General features: G+C 38.4%; 21 protein-coding genes. 8 read left to right on the forward strand and 13 right to left on the reverse strand.

All coding sequences use genetic code 11. The features are described 5' to 3' along the window. From ACWIW0_RS07335 to ACWIW0_RS07385, 11 genes are all read right to left on the reverse strand, one after another. Positions 1–491 (reverse strand): GTP-binding protein (locus ACWIW0_RS07335; RefSeq protein WP_454452799.1); only part of this gene is annotated, 491 nt, incomplete at its 3' end. 67 nt (positions 492–558) lie between these two features. Further along, positions 559–2,661, reverse strand: coding sequence for an elongation factor G (gene fusA, locus ACWIW0_RS07340; protein WP_454447414.1), 2,103 nt, complete (start codon positions 2,659–2,661; stop codon positions 559–561). A gap of 85 nt (positions 2,662–2,746) precedes the next feature. Further along, complete coding sequence (rpsG, locus tag ACWIW0_RS07345) at positions 2,747–3,217, reverse strand: 30S ribosomal protein S7 (protein ID WP_454447415.1); 471 nt, start codon at positions 3,215–3,217, stop codon at positions 2,747–2,749. A 129-nt stretch (positions 3,218–3,346) separates the two neighbouring features. Next, positions 3,347–3,721, reverse strand: a complete 375-nt coding sequence (gene rpsL, locus ACWIW0_RS07350; RefSeq protein ID WP_005708967.1) for a 30S ribosomal protein S12 — start codon at positions 3,719–3,721, stop codon at positions 3,347–3,349. Between the two features lie 171 nt (positions 3,722–3,892). Next, positions 3,893–5,338: an aldehyde dehydrogenase gene (gene aldA, locus ACWIW0_RS07355; RefSeq protein ID WP_454452800.1), complete on the reverse strand. Its 1,446-nt coding sequence runs from the start codon at positions 5,336–5,338 to the stop codon at positions 3,893–3,895. Between the two features lie 343 nt (positions 5,339–5,681). Next, positions 5,682–6,050 carry a 50S ribosomal protein L7/L12 gene (rplL, locus tag ACWIW0_RS07360; protein ID WP_157395670.1) on the reverse strand — a complete coding sequence of 123 codons (369 nt, stop codon included), beginning with the start codon at positions 6,048–6,050 and terminating at the stop codon, positions 5,682–5,684. Positions 6,051–6,107: 57 nt separating this feature from the next. Then, on the reverse strand, positions 6,108–6,599 hold the full coding sequence (rplJ, locus tag ACWIW0_RS07365) for a 50S ribosomal protein L10 (protein ID WP_454446201.1): 492 nt from the start codon (positions 6,597–6,599) through the stop codon (positions 6,108–6,110). A 301-nt stretch (positions 6,600–6,900) separates the two neighbouring features. Continuing rightward, the gene (gene rplA / locus ACWIW0_RS07370; RefSeq protein ID WP_454452801.1) at positions 6,901–7,590 is read right to left on the reverse strand and encodes a 50S ribosomal protein L1; all 690 of its coding nucleotides are present in this window, start codon (positions 7,588–7,590) and stop codon (positions 6,901–6,903) included. 4 nt (positions 7,591–7,594) lie between these two features. Continuing rightward, entirely contained in the window at positions 7,595–8,023 is a 429-nt protein-coding gene (gene rplK / locus ACWIW0_RS07375; protein ID WP_123957011.1) for a 50S ribosomal protein L11, read from the reverse strand. Between the two features lie 165 nt (positions 8,024–8,188). Then, positions 8,189–8,575 carry a hypothetical protein gene (locus ACWIW0_RS07380; RefSeq protein WP_454452802.1) on the reverse strand — a complete coding sequence of 129 codons (387 nt, stop codon included), beginning with the start codon at positions 8,573–8,575 and terminating at the stop codon, positions 8,189–8,191. A gap of 83 nt (positions 8,576–8,658) precedes the next feature. Then, positions 8,659–9,540 (reverse strand): DUF6892 domain-containing protein, encoded by an 882-nt coding sequence (locus ACWIW0_RS07385; RefSeq protein ID WP_454452803.1) that lies wholly within the window; start codon positions 9,538–9,540, stop codon positions 8,659–8,661. 230 nt (positions 9,541–9,770) lie between these two features. Between ACWIW0_RS07385 and ACWIW0_RS07390 the strand changes: the two genes are divergently transcribed. The 7 genes from ACWIW0_RS07390 (at position 9,771) to rbsK (ending at position 17,410) form a co-directional block, all read left to right on the forward strand. Continuing rightward, complete coding sequence (locus ACWIW0_RS07390) at positions 9,771–10,760, forward strand: substrate-binding domain-containing protein (protein WP_454452804.1); 990 nt, start codon at positions 9,771–9,773, stop codon at positions 10,758–10,760. Positions 10,761–10,839: 79 nt separating this feature from the next. Continuing rightward, positions 10,840–11,985, forward strand: a complete 1,146-nt coding sequence (lldD, locus tag ACWIW0_RS07395; protein ID WP_454447240.1) for an FMN-dependent L-lactate dehydrogenase LldD — start codon at positions 10,840–10,842, stop codon at positions 11,983–11,985. 493 nt (positions 11,986–12,478) lie between these two features. Then, positions 12,479–12,898: a D-ribose pyranase gene (gene rbsD, locus ACWIW0_RS07400; protein ID WP_454452805.1), complete on the forward strand. Its 420-nt coding sequence runs from the start codon at positions 12,479–12,481 to the stop codon at positions 12,896–12,898. 8 nt (positions 12,899–12,906) lie between these two features. Beyond that, positions 12,907–14,394, forward strand: coding sequence for a ribose ABC transporter ATP-binding protein RbsA (gene rbsA, locus ACWIW0_RS07405; protein WP_454452806.1), 1,488 nt, complete (start codon positions 12,907–12,909; stop codon positions 14,392–14,394). 30 nt (positions 14,395–14,424) lie between these two features. After that, positions 14,425–15,384, forward strand: coding sequence for a ribose ABC transporter permease (rbsC, locus tag ACWIW0_RS07410; RefSeq protein ID WP_157395679.1), 960 nt, complete (start codon positions 14,425–14,427; stop codon positions 15,382–15,384). Positions 15,385–15,550: 166 nt separating this feature from the next. Continuing rightward, positions 15,551–16,423 carry a ribose ABC transporter substrate-binding protein RbsB gene (gene rbsB / locus ACWIW0_RS07415; RefSeq protein ID WP_157395680.1) on the forward strand — a complete coding sequence of 291 codons (873 nt, stop codon included), beginning with the start codon at positions 15,551–15,553 and terminating at the stop codon, positions 16,421–16,423. Positions 16,424–16,495: 72 nt separating this feature from the next. Continuing rightward, positions 16,496–17,410 carry a ribokinase gene (rbsK, locus tag ACWIW0_RS07420; RefSeq protein ID WP_157395681.1) on the forward strand — a complete coding sequence of 305 codons (915 nt, stop codon included), beginning with the start codon at positions 16,496–16,498 and terminating at the stop codon, positions 17,408–17,410. 45 nt (positions 17,411–17,455) lie between these two features. On the opposite strand, the gene lsrK is transcribed toward rbsK, so the two are convergent. Then, complete coding sequence (gene lsrK, locus ACWIW0_RS07425) at positions 17,456–19,006, reverse strand: autoinducer-2 kinase (RefSeq protein ID WP_454452821.1); 1,551 nt, start codon at positions 19,004–19,006, stop codon at positions 17,456–17,458. Positions 19,007–19,079: 73 nt separating this feature from the next. Beyond that, positions 19,080–20,039 carry a transcriptional regulator LsrR gene (gene lsrR / locus ACWIW0_RS07430; protein ID WP_454452807.1) on the reverse strand — a complete coding sequence of 320 codons (960 nt, stop codon included), beginning with the start codon at positions 20,037–20,039 and terminating at the stop codon, positions 19,080–19,082. A gap of 224 nt (positions 20,040–20,263) precedes the next feature. On the opposite strand from lsrR, the gene lsrA reads away from it, so the two are divergent. After that, a complete protein-coding gene (gene lsrA / locus ACWIW0_RS07435) occupies positions 20,264–21,760 on the forward strand; it encodes an autoinducer 2 ABC transporter ATP-binding protein LsrA (protein ID WP_454452808.1) in 1,497 nt (498 codons plus the stop codon). Positions 21,761–21,765: the final 5 nt, after the last annotated feature.

The following is a 21,765-nucleotide window of genomic DNA, read 5'->3' on the forward strand; positions in this document are numbered from 1 at the left end:
GGGAAATCATATTGAGAAAGAAGTTCACGAACTTCCATTTCTACTAATTCTAATAACTCTTCGTCATCCACCATATCGCATTTGTTTAAGAATACGATGATGTATGGTACACCTACTTGGCGACCTAAAAGGATGTGTTCACGAGTTTGTGGCATTGGACCATCTGTCGCTGCTACTACTAAGATTGCACCGTCCATTTGTGCCGCACCTGTGATCATGTTTTTAACATAGTCCGCGTGTCCTGGGCAGTCAACGTGTGCGTAGTGACGAGTTTCTGTGTCGTATTCAACGTGTGAAGTGTTGATGGTGATACCACGCGCTTTTTCTTCTGGCGCGTTATCGATTTGGTCGAATGCACGAGCTGCACCACCGAAGTGTTTCGCTAATACAGTTGTGATTGCTGCTGTTAAAGTTGTTTTACCATGGTCAACGTGGCCGATTGTACCCACGTTAACGTGCGGTTTTGTACGTTCAAATTTTTCTTTAGACATTGCTAATGTTTCCTTTGTTGATATTCCGTAGTGCGAAATACACTACGGATTTTATTTAACTAATAAATTATTTTTTACGTGCTTCAATTACTGCAGCAGCAACGCTTGATGGTGCTTCAGCATATTTCAATGGTTCCATTGAGTATGATGCACGACCTTGAGTTTGTGAACGAAGGTCTGTTGCATAACCAAACATCTCTGAAAGTGGAACTTCCGCATTGATTTTAACAACAAATTCGTTTGCTTCTTGACCGTTTACCATAGCACGACGACGGCTTAAGTCACCGATTACATCACCAACATAGTCAGGTGGAGTTTCAACTTCTACCTTCATAATTGGCTCAAGTAGAACTGGGTTTGCTTTTGCGAACGCAGCTTTAAATGCTAAAGACGCTGCAAGTTTAAACGCTAATTCTGATGAGTCAACATCGTGGTATGAACCGAAGTGTAAACGTACACCTAAATCTACTACTGGGTAACCTGCTAATGGACCAGATTTAAGCTGTTCTTGGATACCTTTATCAACTGCTGGGATATATTCACCAGGAATTACACCACCTTTGATTTCGTTTACGAACTCATAGCCCGGACCTTCAGCATCTAATGGGTATAAGTCGATAACAACGTGACCATACTGACCACGACCACCAGATTGTTTTGCGTGTTTACCTTCAACATCATTAACACGAGTACGGATAGTTTCACGGTAAGATACTTGTGGTTTACCGATGTTCGCTTCAACTTTGAATTCACGTTTCATACGGTCAACGATAATATCTAAGTGTAACTCACCCATACCTGAGATGATGGTTTCGCCTGACTCTTCATCTGTGTGAACACGGAATGAAGGGTCTTCTTGAGCAAGACGACCTAATGCAAGACCCATTTTCTCTTGGTCTGCTTTAGTTTTTGGTTCTACTGCAACAGAGATTACTGGCTCTGGGAATTCCATACGTTCAAGAATGATTGGTGCATCAATAGCACATAATGTATCACCTGTACCAACATCTTTTAAGCCGATTGCAGCAGCGATATCGCCCGCACGAACCTCTTTAATCTCTTCACGTTTGTTTGCGTGCATTTGAACGATACGACCAAAACGCTCACGTTTTTGTTTCACAGAGTTCATTACTGTGTCACCAGAGTTGATTACACCTGAGTACACGCGGAAGAATGTTAAGTTACCTACGAATGGGTCTGTTGCAATTTTGAATGCTAAAGATGCGAATGGCTCCTCATCACTTGCGTGACGCTCGCCTTCAGTTTCATCTAAATTGATACCTTTAATCGCAGGAATATCTGTTGGTGCTGGTAAGTAATCAATTACCGCATCAAGCATAGCTTGAACACCTTTATTCTTAAATGCAGAACCACAGCAAACAGGGATTACTTCACCTGCTAATACACGCTGACGTAATGCTGATTTAATTTCTTCTTCAGTTAATTCTTCGCCTGAGAAGAATTTTTCCATTAACTCTTCTGATGCTTCTGCTGCTGCTTCTACTAAGTTATTACGCCATTCTTCACACGCTTCTAACATATCAGCAGGAATATCTTCATAAGTGAAAGTCATACCTTGGTCTGCTTCATTCCAGTTGATTGCTTTCATTTTGATTAAATCAACTACACCTTTGAAGTTTTCTTCTGCACCGATAGGAAGTTGAAGAGGAACAGAGTTACCACCTAAACGAGTTTTGATTTGCTCAACAACGCGTAGGAAGTTAGCACCTGTACGGTCCATTTTATTTACGAACGCAATACGTGGTACTTGGTATTTATTTGCTTGACGCCATACTGTTTCTGATTGTGGTTGAACACCACCTACCGCACAGTAAACCATTACCGCACCATCAAGAACACGCATTGAACGTTCAACTTCGATTGTAAAGTCAACGTGTCCTGGAGTATCGATAACGTTGATACGGTGTTGTGGATATTGTTGTGACATACCAGACCAGAACGCTGTTGTTGCAGCTGAGGTGATTGTGATACCACGCTCTTGTTCTTGTTCCATCCAGTCCATCGTCGCTGCACCATCGTGTACTTCACCGATTTTGTGACTTACACCTGTGTAGAAAAGGATACGCTCAGAGGTAGTTGTTTTACCTGCGTCGATGTGAGCACTAATACCAATGTTGCGATAGCGCTCAATAGGAGTTACACGAGCCATTATTATTACCTTATTTGGAATCTAATGTGAATTTATTTATATAGTAAGAGGCTTCATCACAAACTTTGAGATGAAGCCTACAAAATTACCAACGATAGTGAGCAAATGCTTTGTTAGCTTCAGCCATACGGTGAACATCTTCACGTTTTTTCACTGCTGAGCCTTTGTTATCTGCTGCATCTGAAAGTTCGTTAGCTAAACGAAGTGCCATTGATTTATCACCACGTTTACGAGCAGCTTCGATAATCCAACGCATTGCTAACGCATTACGGCGAGTTGGACGAACTTCTACTGGTACTTGGTAAGTAGAACCACCAACACGACGAGATTTAACCTCAACAGTTGGACGCACATTTTCAAGTGCAGCATCAAATGCTTCTAATGCTTCTTTACCTGAACGTTGTGCTAAAGTATCTAACGCAGCATAAACAATTGATTCTGCGATAGATTTTTTACCATCTACCATTAAAACATTAATGAATTTTGCAAGCAATTCTGATCCGAACTTTGGATCTGGGAGGATCTTGCGTTGACCTACATCACGACGACGTGGCATTTTAATTTCTCCGTATTATAAATCTTCAGGATATCCAAAACTCATCTTGCGTGATAATTATCACATTTGACTGGAGTTTATGGTTTAAATATTAAATTTAGACGTTTGGCCTTACTTAACGGAGAACCATTAAGATTTAGGACGTTTTACGCCGTATTTAGAACGACCTTGTTTACGGTCTTTTACGCCTGCACAGTCTAATGCACCGCGTACTGTGTGGTAACGCACACCTGGTAAGTCTTTAACACGACCACCACGGATCAATACAACACTGTGTTCTTGAAGGTTATGACCTTCACCACCGATATAAGAAGTAACCTCAAAACCATTCGTTAAACGAATACGGCATACTTTACGTAATGCTGAGTTTGGTTTTTTAGGAGTTGTAGTATATACACGAGTACATACACCACGTTTCTGCGGGCAAGCCTCTAATGCAGGAACGTTGCTTTTTACAACCTTTTTCACACGCGGTTTGCGTACTAGCTGGTTGATAGTTGCCATTAATTAAGCTCCAGTTAAAATTAAAAAATTACAAAAAAGCCTTTTGCCTTTATAGACAAAAGGACACTAAATTGTAAGGATATTGTGCCCCCTAGTCAAGGGTAAATTAGGATAACAGCTAAAATTTGCTGTTATTCAATATAAATATTCGGCGAGAATTAGCATTAAAGATTATACCTTATCATCAAACTGCAAATAGACAACTTGGGTTTGTAAATACTCTTCTAACCCATGTTTGCCATCAGCACCACCAATACCAGATTTACGCCAACCTGCGTGATAGCCTTGCATTGCTTCAAAATTCTCACGATTAACGTAGGTTTCACCAAATTTTAAGCGAGAAATAATTTTCATCGCCTTATTGATATTTTGTGTATAAACCGAAGATGTTAAGCCATATTCACAATCATTTGCGAGAGAAATCACTTCATCAATGGTTTCAAATGTTGCGACAGGAATAACTGGTCCGAAAATCTCAGAACGCATAATTTCCATTGAGTTATCTACATTATCAATAATTGTTGGCTCAAAATAGTAGCCCGTTCCTTCCACAATATTTCCACCAAGAACTAGTTTTCCACCTTGTTGTAAAGAGCGTTCAACCAATTCTTTGACTTTAATTAAGCCTTTTTCATTGACTAAAGGTCCCATATCAATATCTTGATTTTCTAGTGGATTTCCGTAACGAACCGCTTTCATTCGTTCCACTAATTTCTGCACAAAAATATCTTTAACATTGCTATGAACATAAATTCGTTCCGCACAGTTACAAACTTGTCCTGAGTTAATAATACGCGAATTAACAACAGCCGTTGCTGCAAGATCTAAATCCGCATCATCAAGAATAATCGCAGGGGCTTTACCACCTAATTCTAAATTAACTTTTACGATATTTTTACTCGCTGCTTCCATTACTTTATGCCCTGCAAGCTGGCTACCTGTAAAAGAGACCATTCCTACTTTCTCATTAGATGATAACTCTGGTCCTACTTCATTGCCGAAGCCTGTTACCACATTAAATACCCCTTTTGGTAAGCCAACTTCGTGAACAATTTCAGCAAATAAAATTGCATTATTCGGAGCATCTTCGCTTGGTTTTATAACAATAGTATTACCTGTAACTAATGCAGGGGCAGTTTTACGGGCAATTAAAAAGAATGGGAAGTTCCAAGGTAATATTCCTGTTGTTACACCAATCGCTTTTTTGTATAAGAAAATGTGTTCATTAGGACGATCGCTTTGAATAATCTCTCCTTCATAGCGTCTTGCCCATTCAGCCATATAATCCATATAGTCAGCGGTAAAATTCACTTCAACTAAAGATAACGCTAATGTTTTACCCATTTCTTCAGAAATCGTCTTGGCGATTTCATCAGCTCTTGCTCGAATACCATTAGCAATTAAACGCAGATATCTTGCTCTTTCTATGGCAGGTAAGCGTTCCCAAGATTCTTGAGCTTCATAAGCAGCATCAATTGCAATTTTGGCATCAATATCGCTTGAACGAGGTACGAGAGAAATTACTGCTTCAGTTGCGGGGTTATATACTTCTAATGTGTGTCCGTGTGCAGCATCGGTAAATTTACCATTGATATACATTTGATAGGATTTAGCCATAATAAACTCCTTAGGTGTAGTAATTATTCAAAAGATGGTCATTTAATGTGAAATACCATAAAGGACAGGGATATTGTCGAATAAAAAATCAACCATTTAAATAAATTTATAATTCTTGTCAATGAAATGTTAAAAAATTGTGATTTTATTCACAGTTTTTATTGTTTGAGAAGAAAAATAAATGCCCGATTTATTCAAATAAAGTCAATAACGGTCATAATTTAAAAGAAGATAAGCGGTGGGTTTTGTAGAAAATTTTGCGAGTTAAGATGAAAACAAAAACCCGACAGGAAATCTATCGGGTTTTTCTGAACCTTAAAGAAGGTAAAAGTATTATCAAAAATTATTTGATATCTACTTTTGCACCAGCTTCTTCTAATTCTTTCTTAAGTGCTTCAGCTTCAGCTTTAGAGATACCCTCTTTTAATGCTGCTGGAGCAGATTCAACTAAGTCTTTAGCTTCTTTTAAGCCTAAGCCTGTTGCACCACGTACTGCTTTGATTACTGCTACTTTGTTAGCACCTGCTTCTGCAAGGATAACATCGAATTCAGTTTTCTCTTCAGCTGCTTCTGCTGGACCAGCTGCTACTGCAACTGCAGCCGCTGCTGCTGATACGCCAAATTTTTCTTCCATCGCTGCGATTAATTCAACGATTTCTGATACTGATTTAGAAGCAATCGCTTCGATAAGTTGTTCGTTAGTTAATGACATAACAATCAATTCCTAAAGTAAATAAGTTAAACGAGTTAAGAATACGGCGAATAAAAATTATGCCGCTTCTTGTAATTTGTCGCGTAATGCCGCAAGAGTGCGAACAAGTTTGCCTGCCGCAGCTTCTTTCATTGTGCCCATTAAACGTGCAATTGCTTCTTCGTAAGTTGGTAATGTTGCTAAGAATTCAACATCTTGCACCTTACCTTCAAAGGCTGCACCTTTAATTTCAAACTCTTTGTTTGCTTTTGCAAAATCTTTGAACAAACGTGCTGCTGCACCTGGGTGTTCGTTAGAGAATGCAATAAGAGTTGGACCTGTAAACGTATCTGCTAAGCATTCGAATTCAGTGCCTTCAACCGCACGACGTAATAATGTATTACGAACAACACGCATTGAAACACCTGCTTCACGAGCAGTTTTACGTAATTCAGTCATTTTCTCTACTGTTACACCACGAGAATCCGCAACAACAGCAGAAAGGGCACCTTTGGCAGCTTCGTTTACTTCAGCAACAATTGCTTTTTTGTCTTGAAGATTTAATGCCATTGGTTTAGCTCCTGATACACTCCACAAAAAATGTAGAATTTACAAAAAATCTCAAAAAGTAACCGCTTATAATAACTAGATTTTATCTAAATTAAAATAAGCAACGTTTTTGAGGCTAAGGTGTCCAGAAGCAGATTATTCTGTCTGTTCACCATCTACGTAGGGTTATTAAGAACCTAAGTTCACCTACGGTCTTGGATGGGGCTTGAAAGGCAAGCACCATCAGATGACCTAAAAGGTCAAAGAGAGTCGCAGATTATAGAGATAATCTACGACCTTGTAAAGATTGTTTTATCAACAATTATAGTGAAGACTGATCAACAGCAACACCAGCACCCATTGTTGTTGAGATGCTTACTTTCTTGATAAATACACCTTTTGCTGTTGTTGGTTTAGCTTTAGTTAAAGCTGCTAACAACGCATTTAAGTTATCTTTTAATTGTTCTGGAGAGAAATCTGCTTTACCGATAGTTGTATGGATAATACCATTTTTATCATTACGGTAACGGATCTGACCAGATTTCGCATTTTTAACTGCTTCAGCAACGTTTGGTGTTACAGTACCTACTTTCGGGTTTGGCATTAAGCCACGTGGACCTAATACTTGACCTAATTGACCAACAACACGCATTGCATCTGGAGAAGCGATAACAACATCAAAGTTCATTTCGCCTTTTTTGATCTGCTCAGCAAGATCTTCCATACCAACTAAATCTGCACCAGCAGCTTTAGCAGCTTCTGCATTAGCACCTTGTGTAAATACAGCAACACGAGCTGTACGACCTGTACCGTGTGGTAATACAGTTGCACCACGCACGTTTTGGTCTGATTTACGAGGATCGATACCTAAGTTAACAGCAACATCAACACTTTCAACGAATTTAGCTGTCGCAAATTGTTTTAATACTGCGATTGCTTCGTTGATTTCGTATGCTTTAGTAGAATCTACGCCAGCTTTGATTGCTTTCATTTTTTTAGTCAATTTAGCCATCGTATTATTCCTCCACCACTAAGCCCATTGAACGTGCAGTACCTTCAATAGATTTCATCTTAGTTTCAATTGTTGCACCAGTCATATCAGCTGCTTTAGTTTCAGCGATTTGACGGATTTGTTCTTTAGTTACTTTACCTACTTTGTCTTTATTTGGTTTTGCAGAACCAGATTTAAGACCTGCAGCTTTTTTCAATAATACCGCTGCTGGTGGAGTTTTAGTAACGAAAGTGAAAGAACGGTCTGCATATACAGTGATAACAACTGGAATTGGTAAACCTTTTTCTAAACTCTCAGTACGAGCGTTGAATGCTTTACAGAATTCCATAATGTTTACACCTTGTTGACCTAATGCTGGACCAACTGGTGGTGATGGGTTAGCCATACCTGCTGCAACTTGCAACTTAACGTAGGCTTGTACTTTTTTTGCCATTTTTAGCTTCCTCTGAAATGGGTAATAACGCTATTGCTAGCTCCCCTATGAATTAAATGCACTAAGTGCTACACAAAAAATACGAGCTAGCGATACTAGCTCGTAAATTAGGGAACGAATTGTACAGAATTCGTGATCGTTTTTCAAGCTATCTGTATGGAGAAATTAAAAACGATCGCATACAATTCTTGCTAATTCTTTATTTCCCTTAAATACAGTCACAGCTCCTTCTTGCTCGTGTTCTTCTGTCATTCTATTTACTGCACTATAAACCGTATAATAAAACTCCCCATTTTTTAAATTGTATTCTTCCCAATACCACGCACCTACTCCATTCCATTTTTCAGAACGTTTTTCAACTTCTTTTATTGAATTTTTAAACACGAGTTCAGGTTTACCTGGTTTACCGAAACTGTATTCATAATAACCATTACTTTCTAATATTGCGATTTGTTTACCGTTCTTCGCAAAACAAGAAAATACAATAGTATCATTTGCTATTACAGTGTTAGTTGCCATTCCTAACGTAGCTAAGAATATATATTTTTTCATATCATTACTTCTCTCAATTTATTTTAACCTTTTGATATTTGCAAAGAATTTCCTAAATGTATCCGCTTATTTATCTTCCTTTGTCATATAGAAACCAAATTACCCTCTTTATATAGCTTAATCCCTCGCTCTTTTATTGCCTGTAAAAAACTCTCCGGTAAAGTCATTTCTTCCTGAGTTGAATTACGAATATGAATTTCTTTTAATTTAGGCAATAGATCTAAATCAAGGCTGGCTTCTTCACCAATTGGAATGTATTTTCCTGTTTTATACTTCATAAAGGCAAAACTTAATACATCTGACGGAATAATAACCTTATAATACAGACTCGCACTACAATCCAATTCCAATTTATACATTTTATTGAGCAAACATTGTGGAATATCTAAGTTCTGCAAGTATTCTCCACCTGCAATTGTTGCTCCATAATACGAAGGATAAATCAACTCCGTTTTACACTCTTCTGCAAACGTATCAACATCAAATTTCGGTTTTAGCTCATTATCACGATACATTAGCTGATTGATTACGGCAAATTTAAAGCCTATATCATTAAATATCACACTTGGCGTTTGATTAACATTGTAAATCGGATAACGCTGTCTCTGTTTAATTCGTGCTACTTCTGAAAGGATATAGTGTAATTTCGGGCTATCGGGTTCATTTGGCAATTTTTCTGCAATTAACGTTAAGCACTTCACGCTTTTATCATAACGAGTAGTTAAGCCATAGATATTAACCCAACTATCTGCGGCAATAAAATCCCAACCATCCATTCCTTCAAATAATGAAATCGATACAGCAACTAAATCAGCTCGTTCTTCTGCTGACCAATTGTCTAATGAATCAAGGGCTATCTTTAACTCCTGATAAAAATCAGCTTTCTCAAACACAATCGATTCTCGACTTGCAATTTTTTCAATTAACGATTTTGCTGATGATTTTTTGAAAAATTCAAAGAACATATTATTTCCTCTTTTTTTTAATTGGAATGAAGTATATAAACTTGATGCGACAATTTGTATCGCAAGAAATAAAAATATCATTGCTTATCAGTAAGCTAAAATTAACATCATTTTGCATACTATAGCTGAGTCAAAAGAAACCTAGAACTTTACTAAATTTCTTTGCTATTATAGTGTGATAAATTTAATTTTTAAGATGATGAATAAAGTAAGTAATACTGGGATTTTCTATGGCAACAATGAAGGATATTGCACGAATTGCGGGGGTATCGCTTTCTACCGTCTCACACGTTGTCAATCGTTCTCGTTTTGTCAGTGAAGAAATCACAGAACGAGTGCAGAAAGTGATTGATGAATTGCATTATAAGCCTTCCCTTGTCGCCCGTAGCCTGAAAGTAAAAGAAACGAATACGATTGGAATGATCGTAACTGCAAGTAATAACCCTTTCTTTGCTGAAGTTGTTCGCCACGTTGAGCGTTACTGCGAACGACACAATTATCATCTTATTCTCGTCAATACGGAAGCTAACCATCAAAGTTTACAGAAACACTTAGAACGCCTGTTATTAAAACAAGTTGATGGGTTATTGCTGATGTGTGCTGAACCACAGGATATCAATGCTGAATTTCTTACAGAGATTCACTTACCTATGGTAGTTATTGATTGGTGGCAACAGCCGTTAAAAGCCGATATTGTTCACGAAAATTCAGAACTTGGCGGTTATCTTGCAACAAAAGCACTTATTGAAGCAGGTTATACTGGCATTGCGGTTATTACTGGAGAATCATCTAAACCTTTAACTGTTAATCGTTTACAGGGCTATAAGCGGGCGATTTCAGAATATCATTTACAATATCGCCCCGAATGGATTATCGAAAGCCATTTCCATTTTGAAGGAGGGATTGAGGCAACTCAGCAATTATTGGCTTTACCGCAACGTCCGAGAGCAATTTTTGCAATGAGTGATAGTATTGCAATTGGAGTTTATCAAGCCCTTTGGCAAGCAGGCTTGCAGATCCCACAAGATATTGCAGTGATTGGCTATGACAACATTGAATTAGCTCAGTATTTATCACCACCACTTTCCACGATTCACCAACCGAAAGCTCGTTTAGCCAAAAATGCCGTTGAACAATTAGTGAAACGTATTAAAGAACCACAAATTCCATTAAATATTGTACAACTTACTCCAGAATTGATTAAAAGAAGCTCGTTTTAAATAAAAATCATTTTTATTTAATAAAATGATGTTAAAATAGTGTTTCAAATTTCCATTAAGAGAAGTATGAGGCTACAATATGATTATTGCATCAGCAAAAGATTACCAACGAGCGGCTCGCCGCCGCGTTCCCCCGTTTATGTTCCACTATGCCGATGGTGGCTCTTATAGCGAGCAAACCCTTAAACGTAATGTAACTGATTTAGAGAATATTGCATTAAGACAGCGTGTATTGAAAGATATGTCGCAACTAGATACCGAGATTGAGTTATTCGGTGAGAAACTCTCAATGCCTGTTGCACTTGCACCAGTGGGAGCTTGTGGAATGTATGCTCGTCGTGGCGAAGTGCAAGCTGCAAAAGCAGCCGATAACAAAGGTATTCCTTTCACACTTTCGACTGTTTCAATTTGCCCGATTGAAGAAGTCGCCCCAGCCATTAACCGCCCGATGTGGTTTCAGCTCTATGTATTAAAAGATCGTGGCTTTATGAAATATGCCCTAGAGCGAGCAAAAGCAGCAGGTTGCTCAACGTTAGTCTTTACCGTTGATATGCCTACACCAGGTGCAAGATACCGTGATATGCACTCAGGTATGAGTGGGCCTTATAAAGAAATTCGCCGAGTACTACAATCTGTTGTTCATCCATTCTGGGCTTGGGACGTTGGTGTAAAGGGTAAACCACATACTTTAGGCAACGTTTCAAACTATATGGGAAAACAGATAGGCTTAGATGATTATATCGGTTGGCTTACCGCAAATTTTGATCCTTCTATTTCTTGGAAAGATTTGGAATGGATTCGTGAATTTTGGGACGGTCCAATGGTTATCAAAGGTATTTTAGATCCTGAAGATGCCAAAGATGCCGTTCGCTTCGGTGCAGATGGTATTGTGGTATCAAATCACGGTGGCCGTCAGCTAGACGGTGTACTATCGAGTGCTAAAGCATTACCATCAATTGCTGATGCAGTTAAAGGCGATATTAAAATTTTAGCTGACTCAGGTATTCGTAATGGTTTAGACGTGGTCAGAATGATTGCATTAGGTGCTGATGCCTGTATGTTAGGACGTGCGTTTGTATATGCTCTTGGTGCGGCTGGGCAAGCAGGCGTAGAAAATATGCTCGATATTTTCAAAAAAGAAATGCGTGTCGCTATGACCTTAACCAGCAATCAAAGCATTAAGGATATTACTTCAGATGCGTTGGTTGATTTGAGTAAACTCTAATCTATTTTCATTTCTCTTATATTAGGCAACACTCTTTTTCGGTATTATGCGGTATTATGTAGCAGTTGCACAAAATTGAAAAAACTCTCTCCCACTTGTGGGAGAGAGACAGCTCAAAAATGCGTTCAGCAGTTTTGAGCAGAGAGAGGGCAAACAAGCGGTAACTTTTCATCAATTTTTAACAGATATTCCACTTTTTGCCCTCTCCCTGATTTGTCGTTCTAAACGAACGACAAACCTTTCCCTCTCCCGCAAGCGGGCGAGGGGAATTGTGCAACTGCTACATAATACCGCTCCTTTTAACAAAGTGTGTTGCCACAATTTTTTGAACCACTTCACACTTTTCATAAAATCTATTTGTTTTTCTAAGTTAAATTGCCTACCCTTTAGTTTATTGTTATCGAAACGTTTCGATGAAAATTTTAAGTGTAATTTATATTTGATATTGAATTGGTATTAGAACTATTTTTATCGAAGGTTAAAGGCGGTTTATATGAAAAAAACAACAATCTTAAATGCTCAACTTTCACAGGTGATAGCTACAATGGGACATACCGATGGTTTAACGATTTGTGATGCAGGTTTACCTATTCCCAGTGAGCAACAGTGTGTCGATTTAGCCTTAACAAAAGGTTTGCCTGATTTCTTATCCACATTAGAAGTGGTTTTATCTGAGCTATTTGTGGAAAAAGTATTGCTTGCAGAAGAAATTAAACATCATAACCCACAAATTGAACAACAAACACTTGCCATTTTGGAAAAAATAGAACAGAGCCAACAAAAAAAGATTCGTGTGGAATATGTTCCCCATTCAGAATTTAAGTATCAAAGTAATCAAGCAAAAGCGGTAGTGAGAACAGGAGAATGCTCGCCTTACGCCAATATTATTCTCTATTCGGGCGTACCTTTTTAGGAGAGCTTATGAAAACCTTACTACACATTAGTGGTATAGATAAAGCCTTTCCAGGTGTACAGGCATTAAAAAATGCTTGCTTAAATGTCTATGCAGGTAGAGCAATGGCGTTGATGGGGGAAAATGGTGCGGGCAAATCAACGCTAATGAAAATTCTGACAGGGATTTATCAGCGTGATGCGGGTACTATTGAATATCTTGGTCAAAAAGTAACGTTTACCAACCCTAAAGCATCGCAAGAAGCAGGGATTAGTATTATCCACCAAGAGCTAAATATTTTGGGTAATTTATCCATTGCAGAAAATATTTTCCTTGGACGAGAATTTGTGAACGCTTGGGGCGGAATTGATTGGCGTAAAATGTATCAAGAATCTGACCGCTTGTTAGCTCGTTTAGGTGTTAGTCATTCAAGCCGTTTACCTGCCAGTGAGCTATCAATTGGTGAACGCCAAATGGTAGAAATTGCCAAAGCACTTAGTTTTGAGTCTCAAGTGATTGTAATGGACGAGCCAACCGATGCACTGACCGATACCGAAACTGAAGCACTCTTTGCGGTTATTCGTGAACTAAAAGCAGAAGGGCGTGGCATTGTTTACATTTCACACCGTTTACAAGAAATTTTCCAAATTTGTGATGATGTTACCGTTTTGCGAGATGGGCAGTTTATTGGAGAGCGAGCAGTCGCTGATCTTAACGAAGATCTGCTGATTGAAATGATGGTTGGGCGGAAATTAGAAGATCAATATCCACATATTGATGTACCACAAGGTACGCTTCGTCTGTCGGTTGAGAACTTGACAGGAAGTGGGGTCGATAATGTGAGTTTTAACCTGAAAAGCGGTGAGATTTTGGGTATTTCTGGCTTAATGGGAGCAGGACGCACAGAGTTGATGAAGGTTCTCTACGGGGCATTACCTCGCACTGCAGGTAGTATCTATTTAGATGGAAAACCGATTATTAACCGAACCGCACAAGATGGGTTAAAGAATGGCATTGTCTATATTTCAGAAGATCGTAAAGGCGATGGCTTAGTTCTCGGTATGTCGGTGAAAGAAAATATGTCGCTGACAGCATTAGATTATCTTTCCCACTTAGGCAGAATTGATAAAGCCAAAGAGTTAATGACTGTCGTTGATTTTATCGATCTCTTTAATATCAAAACACCAAGCCCCGATAAGATCATTGGTGAATTATCAGGGGGAAATCAGCAGAAAGTGGCGATTGCCAAGGGGTTGATGACACGCCCCAATGTCTTAATTTTAGATGAGCCAACTCGAGGCGTTGATGTTGGTGCCAAAAAAGAGATCTACCAACTCATCAATAAATTTAAAGCAGAAGGGCTTAGCATTATCTTGGTTTCTTCGGATATGCCAGAAGTGTTAGGAATGTCTGACCGCATTCTTGTGATGAAATCAGGCAAAATTACTGGTGAATTTAGCCGAGAAGACGCGACTCAAGAAAAACTACTCGCCGCTGCCATTGGTAAATCACACTAACAAGCGGTTATTTTTAGCGAGAAATTTACAATGAACAAACCATTTAATTTAAGCAAATTTTTAATTGAACAGCGTTCCATTATCGCCTTATTGGCATTGATTGCTGTCGTTTCTTTCTTAAACCCGAACTTCTTCAGTGCGGATAACTTATTAAATATTCTTCGTCAAACATCTGTTAATGCCATCATTGCGATTGGAATGACCTTTGTGATCTTAATCGCAGGGATTGATTTATCGGTAGGGTCGGTATTGGCATTGACTGGTGCGGTAGCTGCAACACTAATTGGAATGGATTTATCCATTTATCTGGTTATTCCTGCGGTACTGATTTTTGGTGGCTTGATCGGGCTACTTAATGGTTCACTGGTGGCTTTCGGTAAAGTGCAAGCCTTTATGGCAACATTAATCACAATGTTGTTATTGCGTGGGATCACTATGATTTATATGGGTGGTCGCCCCATTAGTACAGGATTTTCTGATAGTGCAGATGCTTTCGCTGAAATTGGTACGGGCGTGATTTTAGGCATTCCTGTGCCTGTGTGGTTAATGTTTATTCTGTTTGCAATCGGTTGGTTTGTGCTAACTCAAACGCGTATCGGACGTTATATTTATGCACTTGGTGGGAATGAATCTGCTACGGCACTCTCTGGCATTAATGTGAATAAAGTAAAACTCTTTGTATTTGCGGTAAGTGGCGTGTTAGCTGCATTGGCAGGTTTAATTGTAACGTCTCGCTTAGGTTCGGCACAACCTACCGCTGGCACAGGTTATGAGCTAGATGCCATTGCTGCGGTTGTCGTAGGGGGCACATCTTTGATGGGCGGTAAAGGTCGCATTATGGGAACGCTTATCGGTGCATTGATTATCGGATTTTTAAGTAACGCTTTAAATTTATTAGATATCGACTCTTACTATCAGCTAGTCGCTAAAGCCTTAGTGATTTTGGCTGCAGTTGTACTCGATAATTTTATTGGACGTAAAAAGGTGTAGCTGTTGTTTAACATTTTACTCAACGGTATTCACTTTGAAACCGCAATTAAGCGGTCGGATTTCAACAATTTTTTGCAAATGCAAAAGAAGTAACAGGCAGTTAGTGCAGTTTAACTAACGTTGTAATGCCTAACTCACTCTACTTACTCTACATTAGGAGAACATTATGAAAAAATTAACTTCATTAGCCCTTGCTGTTGGACTTGCTTTCAGTGCATCTGCTATGGCAAAAGACACCATCGCACTTGCTATCTCAACCCTAGATAACCCATTCTTTGTTACCTTAAAAGAAGGTGCGGAGAAAAAAGCCAAAGAACTGGGCTATGAATTAGTGGTATTAGATTCACAAAACGACCCAGCCAAAGAACTGGCAAATGTAGAAGATGTTACCGTTCGTGGTGCAAAAGTGCTACTGATCAACCCGACAGACTCTGAAGCCGTAGGCAATGCCGTATCTGTGGCGAATAAGAAAAATATTCCTGTGATTACCTTAGATCGTGGTGCAAACAAAGGCACAGTAGTGAGCCATATTGCGTCAGATAACATTGCAGGCGGAAAAATGGCGGGCGATTTTATTGCTGAAAAAGTGGGCAAAAATGCCAAAGTGATCCAACTTGAAGGTATTGCAGGAACATCCGCTGCTCGTGAACGTGGTGAGGGCTTTAAACAAGCTGTTGAAGCTAACCAGTTTGCATTATTAGCAAGCCAACCTGCTGATTTTGATCGTACAAAAGGCTTAAATGTAATGGAAAATTTATTAGCAAGCCACGGTTCTGCAAAAGCTGTTTTTGCTCAAAATGATGAAATGGCACTAGGTGCATTGCGTGCAATTAAAGCGGCAGGTAAAGATATTCTTGTTGTTGGTTTTGATGGTACAGATGATGCAGTCAAAGCCGTTGAAGGTGGCAAATTAGCTGCAACTATCGCTCAACAGCCTGAAAAAATTGGTGAATTAGGCGTAGAAACGGCGGCAAAAGTCCTCAAAGGCGAAAAAGTAGAAGCACAAATTCCAGTACCATTAAAAGTTATCAGTAAATAATCTATACAAGCGGTTGGTTTTCGTAAAATTTTTGCAAAATCATACCGCTTGTTTTTTATCAAGGCGGTAAAAATGAAAAACAAACTTTGTGTACTAGGCAGTATCAATGTCGATCACGTTATTCGAGTGCCTTACTTCCCTAAAGCAGGCGAAACTTTAACAGGCTATGATTATCAAATTGCCTTTGGCGGAAAAGGGGCTAATCAAGCTGTTGCGGCTGCTCGTCTCGGTGCTAATGTGCAATTTATTGGGGCAATAGGGCAAGATCAAATCGGTTATACAATGCGTGATGCATTTGCTCAAGATGGTATTGATATTACAGCCATTGAAGAAATTCCAAATCAAAGCACGGGTTTGGCAATGATTCAAGTGGCAGATTCGGGCGAAAATAGCATTGTTATTTCTGCGGGAGCAAATGGCGAGTTATCTCCTGAATTGGTTGAAAAGCACCAAGCGATTATTGCACAAGCCGATATGTTGTTAATGCAACTAGAAAGCCCGCTCAAAGCGGTAACATTAGCAGCAAAATTAGCAAAACAGGCAAAGACAAAAGTTGCCTTAAACCCAGCTCCCGCACAACCTTTACCACAAAGTTTGCTCTCTTTAGTGGATATGATTACCCCAAATGAAACCGAAGCTGAAATTTTGACGGGCGTGAAAGTTGTTGATGAGCAAACTGCCGCACTTGCTGCGGATAAATTTCATCAAGTTGGCATTGAAACTGTACTCATCACGCTCGGTGCAAAAGGGGTTTATGTCAGCGAAAAAGGCAACGGACAAATTATTGCAGGTTTTCGTGTTCAAGCCGTTGATACAACAGCAGCAGGCGATACCTTTAATGGCGGACTTGTTACTGCATTGTTAGAAGGGAAAACTTTAAGCGAATCTATCCGCTTTGCTCACGCCGCTGCCGCAATTTCCGTTACCCGAATGGGGGCTCAAACGGCAATTCCAATGAGAAAAGAAGTGGAAGATTTTTTAATGTAAAAAATAAAGCCTAGTATTTAATTGAACTAGGCTTTATACCTTCTATTACAAACCGGGTGCTTTCCACAAAGATTTTGTTAAATTTAGATCGACAAGTTGTAATTGTTTTTTATAAACATCAATCCATTTAATCTTGTGTGCTTTATAAAGTTTATGGTTTTCCATATTTGGAATATGCTGTCTTTCAAATTTTACTAATTTTTTACCAGCTTCTGCTAACGAAGGATAGATACCTGCCCCTACACCAGCTGCGATCGCACAACCCAAAGCGGTGGCTTCTTTAACTACAGGAACATTCACAATAAGCCCTGTTACATCGGCGAGAATTTGGCTCCATAATTTACCTTTTGATCCTCCTCCAGCAAAAACAACGGAAGTTAAATTTACTTTACTGAATTCCTTAACTTGATCTAGATTAGAGGAAGAAACAATAGCTGCATTTTCTTGTAATGCTCTAAAGAGCACTGCTTTGTTGCATTTTTCAGGATCTATTGAGAGATTAATGAATGATGGTGACGCGTGATACCAAGATTTAAAATGCATTGCATCAGAAAAAACAGGAATGACATCGTTTGAGCCAACAGGAACTTTCTCTGCCATTTGTTCTAATAATGTATAAGCATCAATTCCTAATTTATTTGCTACATTCTTTTCTTCTTCACAGAAAGCATCTCTGAACCATCGCATTGTCAGCCCTGTAAAGAAACTTATGGATTCTGCCTGAACAAGAGGATTAATTACGTGTGGATTTATTCTTACATTCATTACAGGATCGGTAGTTGTAGAGGGAAGATTTACAACTTGTTGCCAGAAAGTTCCACCAATGATCGCAGCTTGTTCTGGTTCCGTTATGCCTAACCCAATACAACCTAATTGGACATCTCCTCCCCCAACAATAACTGGGATTCCAGCATTTAAGCCTGTTTTAGTAGCAACACTTTCTGTAATTACACCTAATTTCTCACCGGTTTCTTTAACTGGAGGCAGAATATCAGCATTTAACCCTACCATTTCTAATAAATCAGAATGCCACTGGCGAGTTTTTAGATTTAACATTCCTGTTGTGCCTGCATTCGATGGTTCAACAGCAAGCTCTCCGCTAAGCATAAACCCAAGCCAATCACTGATCATAGAAATATATTTCACTTCACGATAAAGATCACTTTGATTGTGGGCTAACCATAATAAACGAGGCAAAGCACTCAGTGCCAATGTTTGACCTGATATGTCGTAAACGTATTGTTCAAACGTATTATTGTAAAGAGATTTAAGTTCTACAACTTCATTGACCGCTCTTGCATCAACATTTCCACAGGCCCAAATAGGTGTCTTATGCGTATCATAAAGAACTATACCCTCTCTCATTGAACAAGTAGATATCGCCACAATTTGCTCTGAGGGAATATTATTTTGCTTCAGTACATTTTGAATGCACAAGCAAGCTAATTCCCAGTTCTTTGATATATCAAACTCCATTGAGCCAGGAATATTTGGATCGGATAGATGAGTCCACTCTTGTTGAAATGCGCCTATTTGGTTTCCTTCAGTATCAAAAATAACCGCACGAATACTTCCTGTACCAGCATCAAGAGCCATTAGATAGCTTGGTTTGTTATGTGTCATATTAATCTCCTAATCTATGTAGAAGGAAATTCGTGCTACTATGTTGTTATACTAGCTTAGATAATATACATCGAGCAGTTTTTTCCTCTGTTACTAATGAATTAATATATTTTCCTTTTAAGGCAGCCAAAATAGCATCGACTTTATTTTCACCGCCTGCCACACCAATTACACTTGGAATTCTTTTTAAATTATCAAGAGATACACTTATTAGTTCTTGATGGATTGACATATCCTCTTGTAAAGAACCATCTTCTTTAAAGAAATATCCTAAAATATCACCAACAGCCCCTGCTTGTTTAAAGCTATCTAGTTGTTCTTCATTAATTAAATATCCTGCTTTAAGTAAGGTTGAGTGTTGTTTCTGATTTGTTGAACCAATCCCAACAATAGCGACATCAGCCATACTAGCGGCAAGCATAATATCTCGAACATAACTTTCTTTTTGAAATAGTTGAGCTGCTTCAGGAGATGAAGCCCTTAGAGGCGCTGGAATAATACTAATAGAACAGCTTCCATCTAATTGACCAATACTTTGCATATATGGTCCAACACCACCGGTCAGAGTGATAAGTTTTATCTTATTTTGTTTAATAAAATCATTACTGAATCTCACTGTATGCATAATGGTGTCGCCAAAACCAAAAGAGAGAACTTGTTTTGGCTTTAGTAAAGTCATTAGCATTTGAGATGCACCAACTCCTAAACGAGCATTAATTTCGTAATTATCAAGCTCAGGTAATACTCTGATATGCTGTAACTGGAACCGCTGTTTTAAAACTTCCTCTAGTTCTAAACAACCTTTATAGCGAGAGTTTATTTGAACTTTGATCAACCCCATCTGCCTGCCTTTTTCAAGTAGACGAGATACTTTCAATCGAGGAAGCATCAGTTTTTCACCAATCTCACTCTGAGTTAAGTTATCGTGATAATAGAACCAAGCAATTCTTGCTAAAAGCTCTTCTTCATTGATAACAACACCATTGTATTCATCGATTACTTTCATTTTTATTTACCTATAGTATTCATTTGTTTTAATTATAAATCAAATGTTCATTTTAATGAGTTATAAATTTTGTGATTTGGTTCACATTTTACACATTAAATTGAAAAATATTGCTATTAACTTCATCAGTTTGTGATGTATATCACATTTTTTGATCTTTTTTTATTTTAACATTTGAACAGTTGATAAATTAAATAATCATTTGTTCAAGTAAAGAGGTAAGTATGGCAGATAAAACATTATTGCTTGAGGTTACCAATGTACAGAAATCTTTTTCAGGGGTATCTGTACTAAAAGACATTAATTTTTCACTTCGAGCTGGACAGGTTCACGCACTATTGGGCGGTAACGGAGCTGGAAAATCGACATTAATGAAAATTATAGCGGGCATCCAGTCTCCAGATTCTGGCGTATTGAAAATTAGAGGAGAAGCACAAACTTCTCTGACACCAAGTAAAGCTCATCAATTGGGTATTTATTTAGTTCCACAAGAGCCTTTGCTTTTTCCCAATTTAAGCGTGAAAGAAAATATCCTTTTCGGGTTACCAAATTCTGCAAATTTATTACCTAAACTTACCGCTTTACTAGCTGATTTGAATTGCCATCTAAATTTAGATATGTCTGCAGGTTTGTTAGATGTTGCCGATCAACAATTAGTGGAAATTATGAGAGGGTTAATTAGAAATGCTTCTATTCTTATTTTAGATGAACCTACTGCATCCCTCACTCCAGCTGAAACAGATAATTTATTTAAGCAAATTGAGGCTTTGTTACAAAAAGGTGTTGGGATTGTTTTCATATCACATAAGTTACCCGAAGTTTGGAGAATATCGGATTGGGTTAGCGTAATGAGAGATGGTTATATTGCATTGAGTGGTGTAACCGAAACGTTAGATCATAATGAAGTAATTAATGCGATAAAACCTAAATCTAAAAACCAAAAACTAACTAATAGCCAACAATTATGGCTAGATATGCCGGGTCATAAAAAAATTAAATTCACTGATAAACCTATTTTATCTGTAGCGGAATTAACAGGCGAAGGATTTAAAAATATAACTTTTGATGTTTACCCTGGTGAAATTCTAGGAATTGCAGGAGTAGTTGGCTCTGGTCGAACTGAATTGGCGGAAACACTATATGGGTTACGAAAAGCTAAAAAAGGGAAAGTTCATTTTTGCAATATGGACATATCTCACCTACCAATAAAACAACGTTTAAATGAAGGGCTTGTGTATTTACCAGAAGATCGTCAAGCATCTGGCTTGTTCTTAGACTCTCCTCTTAGTTGGAATACCTGCGGATTAACTTATAACGATATGGGTTTTTGGATAAATGAGGAGAAAGAAGAAGCAATTCTCGAACGATATCATCGTGCAATTGGAATCAAATTTAATTCTTCTCAACAATCAGTAAGGACTTTATCGGGAGGAAATCAGCAAAAAATTCTTATTGCAAAATGTTTGGAGGCTAATCCTAAGCTTTTAATAGTTGATGAACCAACAAGAGGAGTGGATATAGGAGCAAGGAGCGATATTTATCAACTTATAAAAAGTATATCGAAACAGAATGTTGCTGTTGTTTTTATTTCATCTGACTTAGAAGAAATTGAACAAATGTCTACTCGTGTTTTAGTAATGCACGATGGTGTGATGAGTCGTTCATTAACTGGAGAAGAAATAAATAGCGACACAATAATGAAAATGGCATTCAGTGGCTAAGGAGA

The sequence above is a fragment of the Ursidibacter sp. B-7004-1 genome, from assembly GCF_053654055.1.

Excerpts from the sequence above, each read along its gene's own strand:
- fusA (WP_454447414.1), bottom strand. The coding sequence starts at position 2,661 with ATGGCTCGTGTAACTCCTATTGAGCGCTATCGCAACATTGGTATTAGT.
- rpsG (WP_454447415.1), bottom strand. The coding sequence starts at position 3,217 with ATGCCACGTCGTCGTGATGTAGGTCAACGCAAGATCCTCCCAGATCCA.
- rpsL (WP_005708967.1), bottom strand. The coding sequence starts at position 3,721 with ATGGCAACTATCAACCAGCTAGTACGCAAACCGCGTGTGAAAAAGGTT.
- aldA (WP_454452800.1), bottom strand. The coding sequence starts at position 5,338 with ATGGCTAAATCCTATCAAATGTATATCAATGGTAAATTTACCGATGCT.
- rplL (WP_157395670.1), bottom strand. The coding sequence starts at position 6,050 with ATGTCATTAACTAACGAACAACTTATCGAAGCGATTGCTTCTAAATCA.
- rplJ (WP_454446201.1), bottom strand. The coding sequence starts at position 6,599 with ATGGCATTAAATCTTCAAGACAAAAAAGCAATTGTTGCTGAAGTAAAC.
- rplA (WP_454452801.1), bottom strand. The coding sequence starts at position 7,590 with ATGGCTAAATTGACTAAAAAAATGAAAGCAATCAAAGCTGGCGTAGAT.
- rplK (WP_123957011.1), bottom strand. The coding sequence starts at position 8,023 with ATGGCAAAAAAAGTACAAGCCTACGTTAAGTTGCAAGTTGCAGCAGGT.
- ACWIW0_RS07380 (WP_454452802.1), bottom strand. The coding sequence starts at position 8,575 with ATGAAAAAATATATATTCTTAGCTACGTTAGGAATGGCAACTAACACT.
- ACWIW0_RS07385 (WP_454452803.1), bottom strand. The coding sequence starts at position 9,540 with ATGTTCTTTGAATTTTTCAAAAAATCATCAGCAAAATCGTTAATTGAA.
- ACWIW0_RS07390 (WP_454452804.1), top strand. The coding sequence starts at position 9,771 with ATGGCAACAATGAAGGATATTGCACGAATTGCGGGGGTATCGCTTTCT.
- lldD (WP_454447240.1), top strand. The coding sequence starts at position 10,840 with ATGATTATTGCATCAGCAAAAGATTACCAACGAGCGGCTCGCCGCCGC.
- rbsD (WP_454452805.1), top strand. The coding sequence starts at position 12,479 with ATGAAAAAAACAACAATCTTAAATGCTCAACTTTCACAGGTGATAGCT.
- rbsA (WP_454452806.1), top strand. The coding sequence starts at position 12,907 with ATGAAAACCTTACTACACATTAGTGGTATAGATAAAGCCTTTCCAGGT.
- rbsC (WP_157395679.1), top strand. The coding sequence starts at position 14,425 with ATGAACAAACCATTTAATTTAAGCAAATTTTTAATTGAACAGCGTTCC.
- rbsB (WP_157395680.1), top strand. The coding sequence starts at position 15,551 with ATGAAAAAATTAACTTCATTAGCCCTTGCTGTTGGACTTGCTTTCAGT.
- rbsK (WP_157395681.1), top strand. The coding sequence starts at position 16,496 with ATGAAAAACAAACTTTGTGTACTAGGCAGTATCAATGTCGATCACGTT.
- lsrK (WP_454452821.1), bottom strand. The coding sequence starts at position 19,006 with ATGGCTCTTGATGCTGGTACAGGAAGTATTCGTGCGGTTATTTTTGAT.
- lsrR (WP_454452807.1), bottom strand. The coding sequence starts at position 20,039 with ATGAAAGTAATCGATGAATACAATGGTGTTGTTATCAATGAAGAAGAG.
- lsrA (WP_454452808.1), top strand. The coding sequence starts at position 20,264 with ATGGCAGATAAAACATTATTGCTTGAGGTTACCAATGTACAGAAATCT.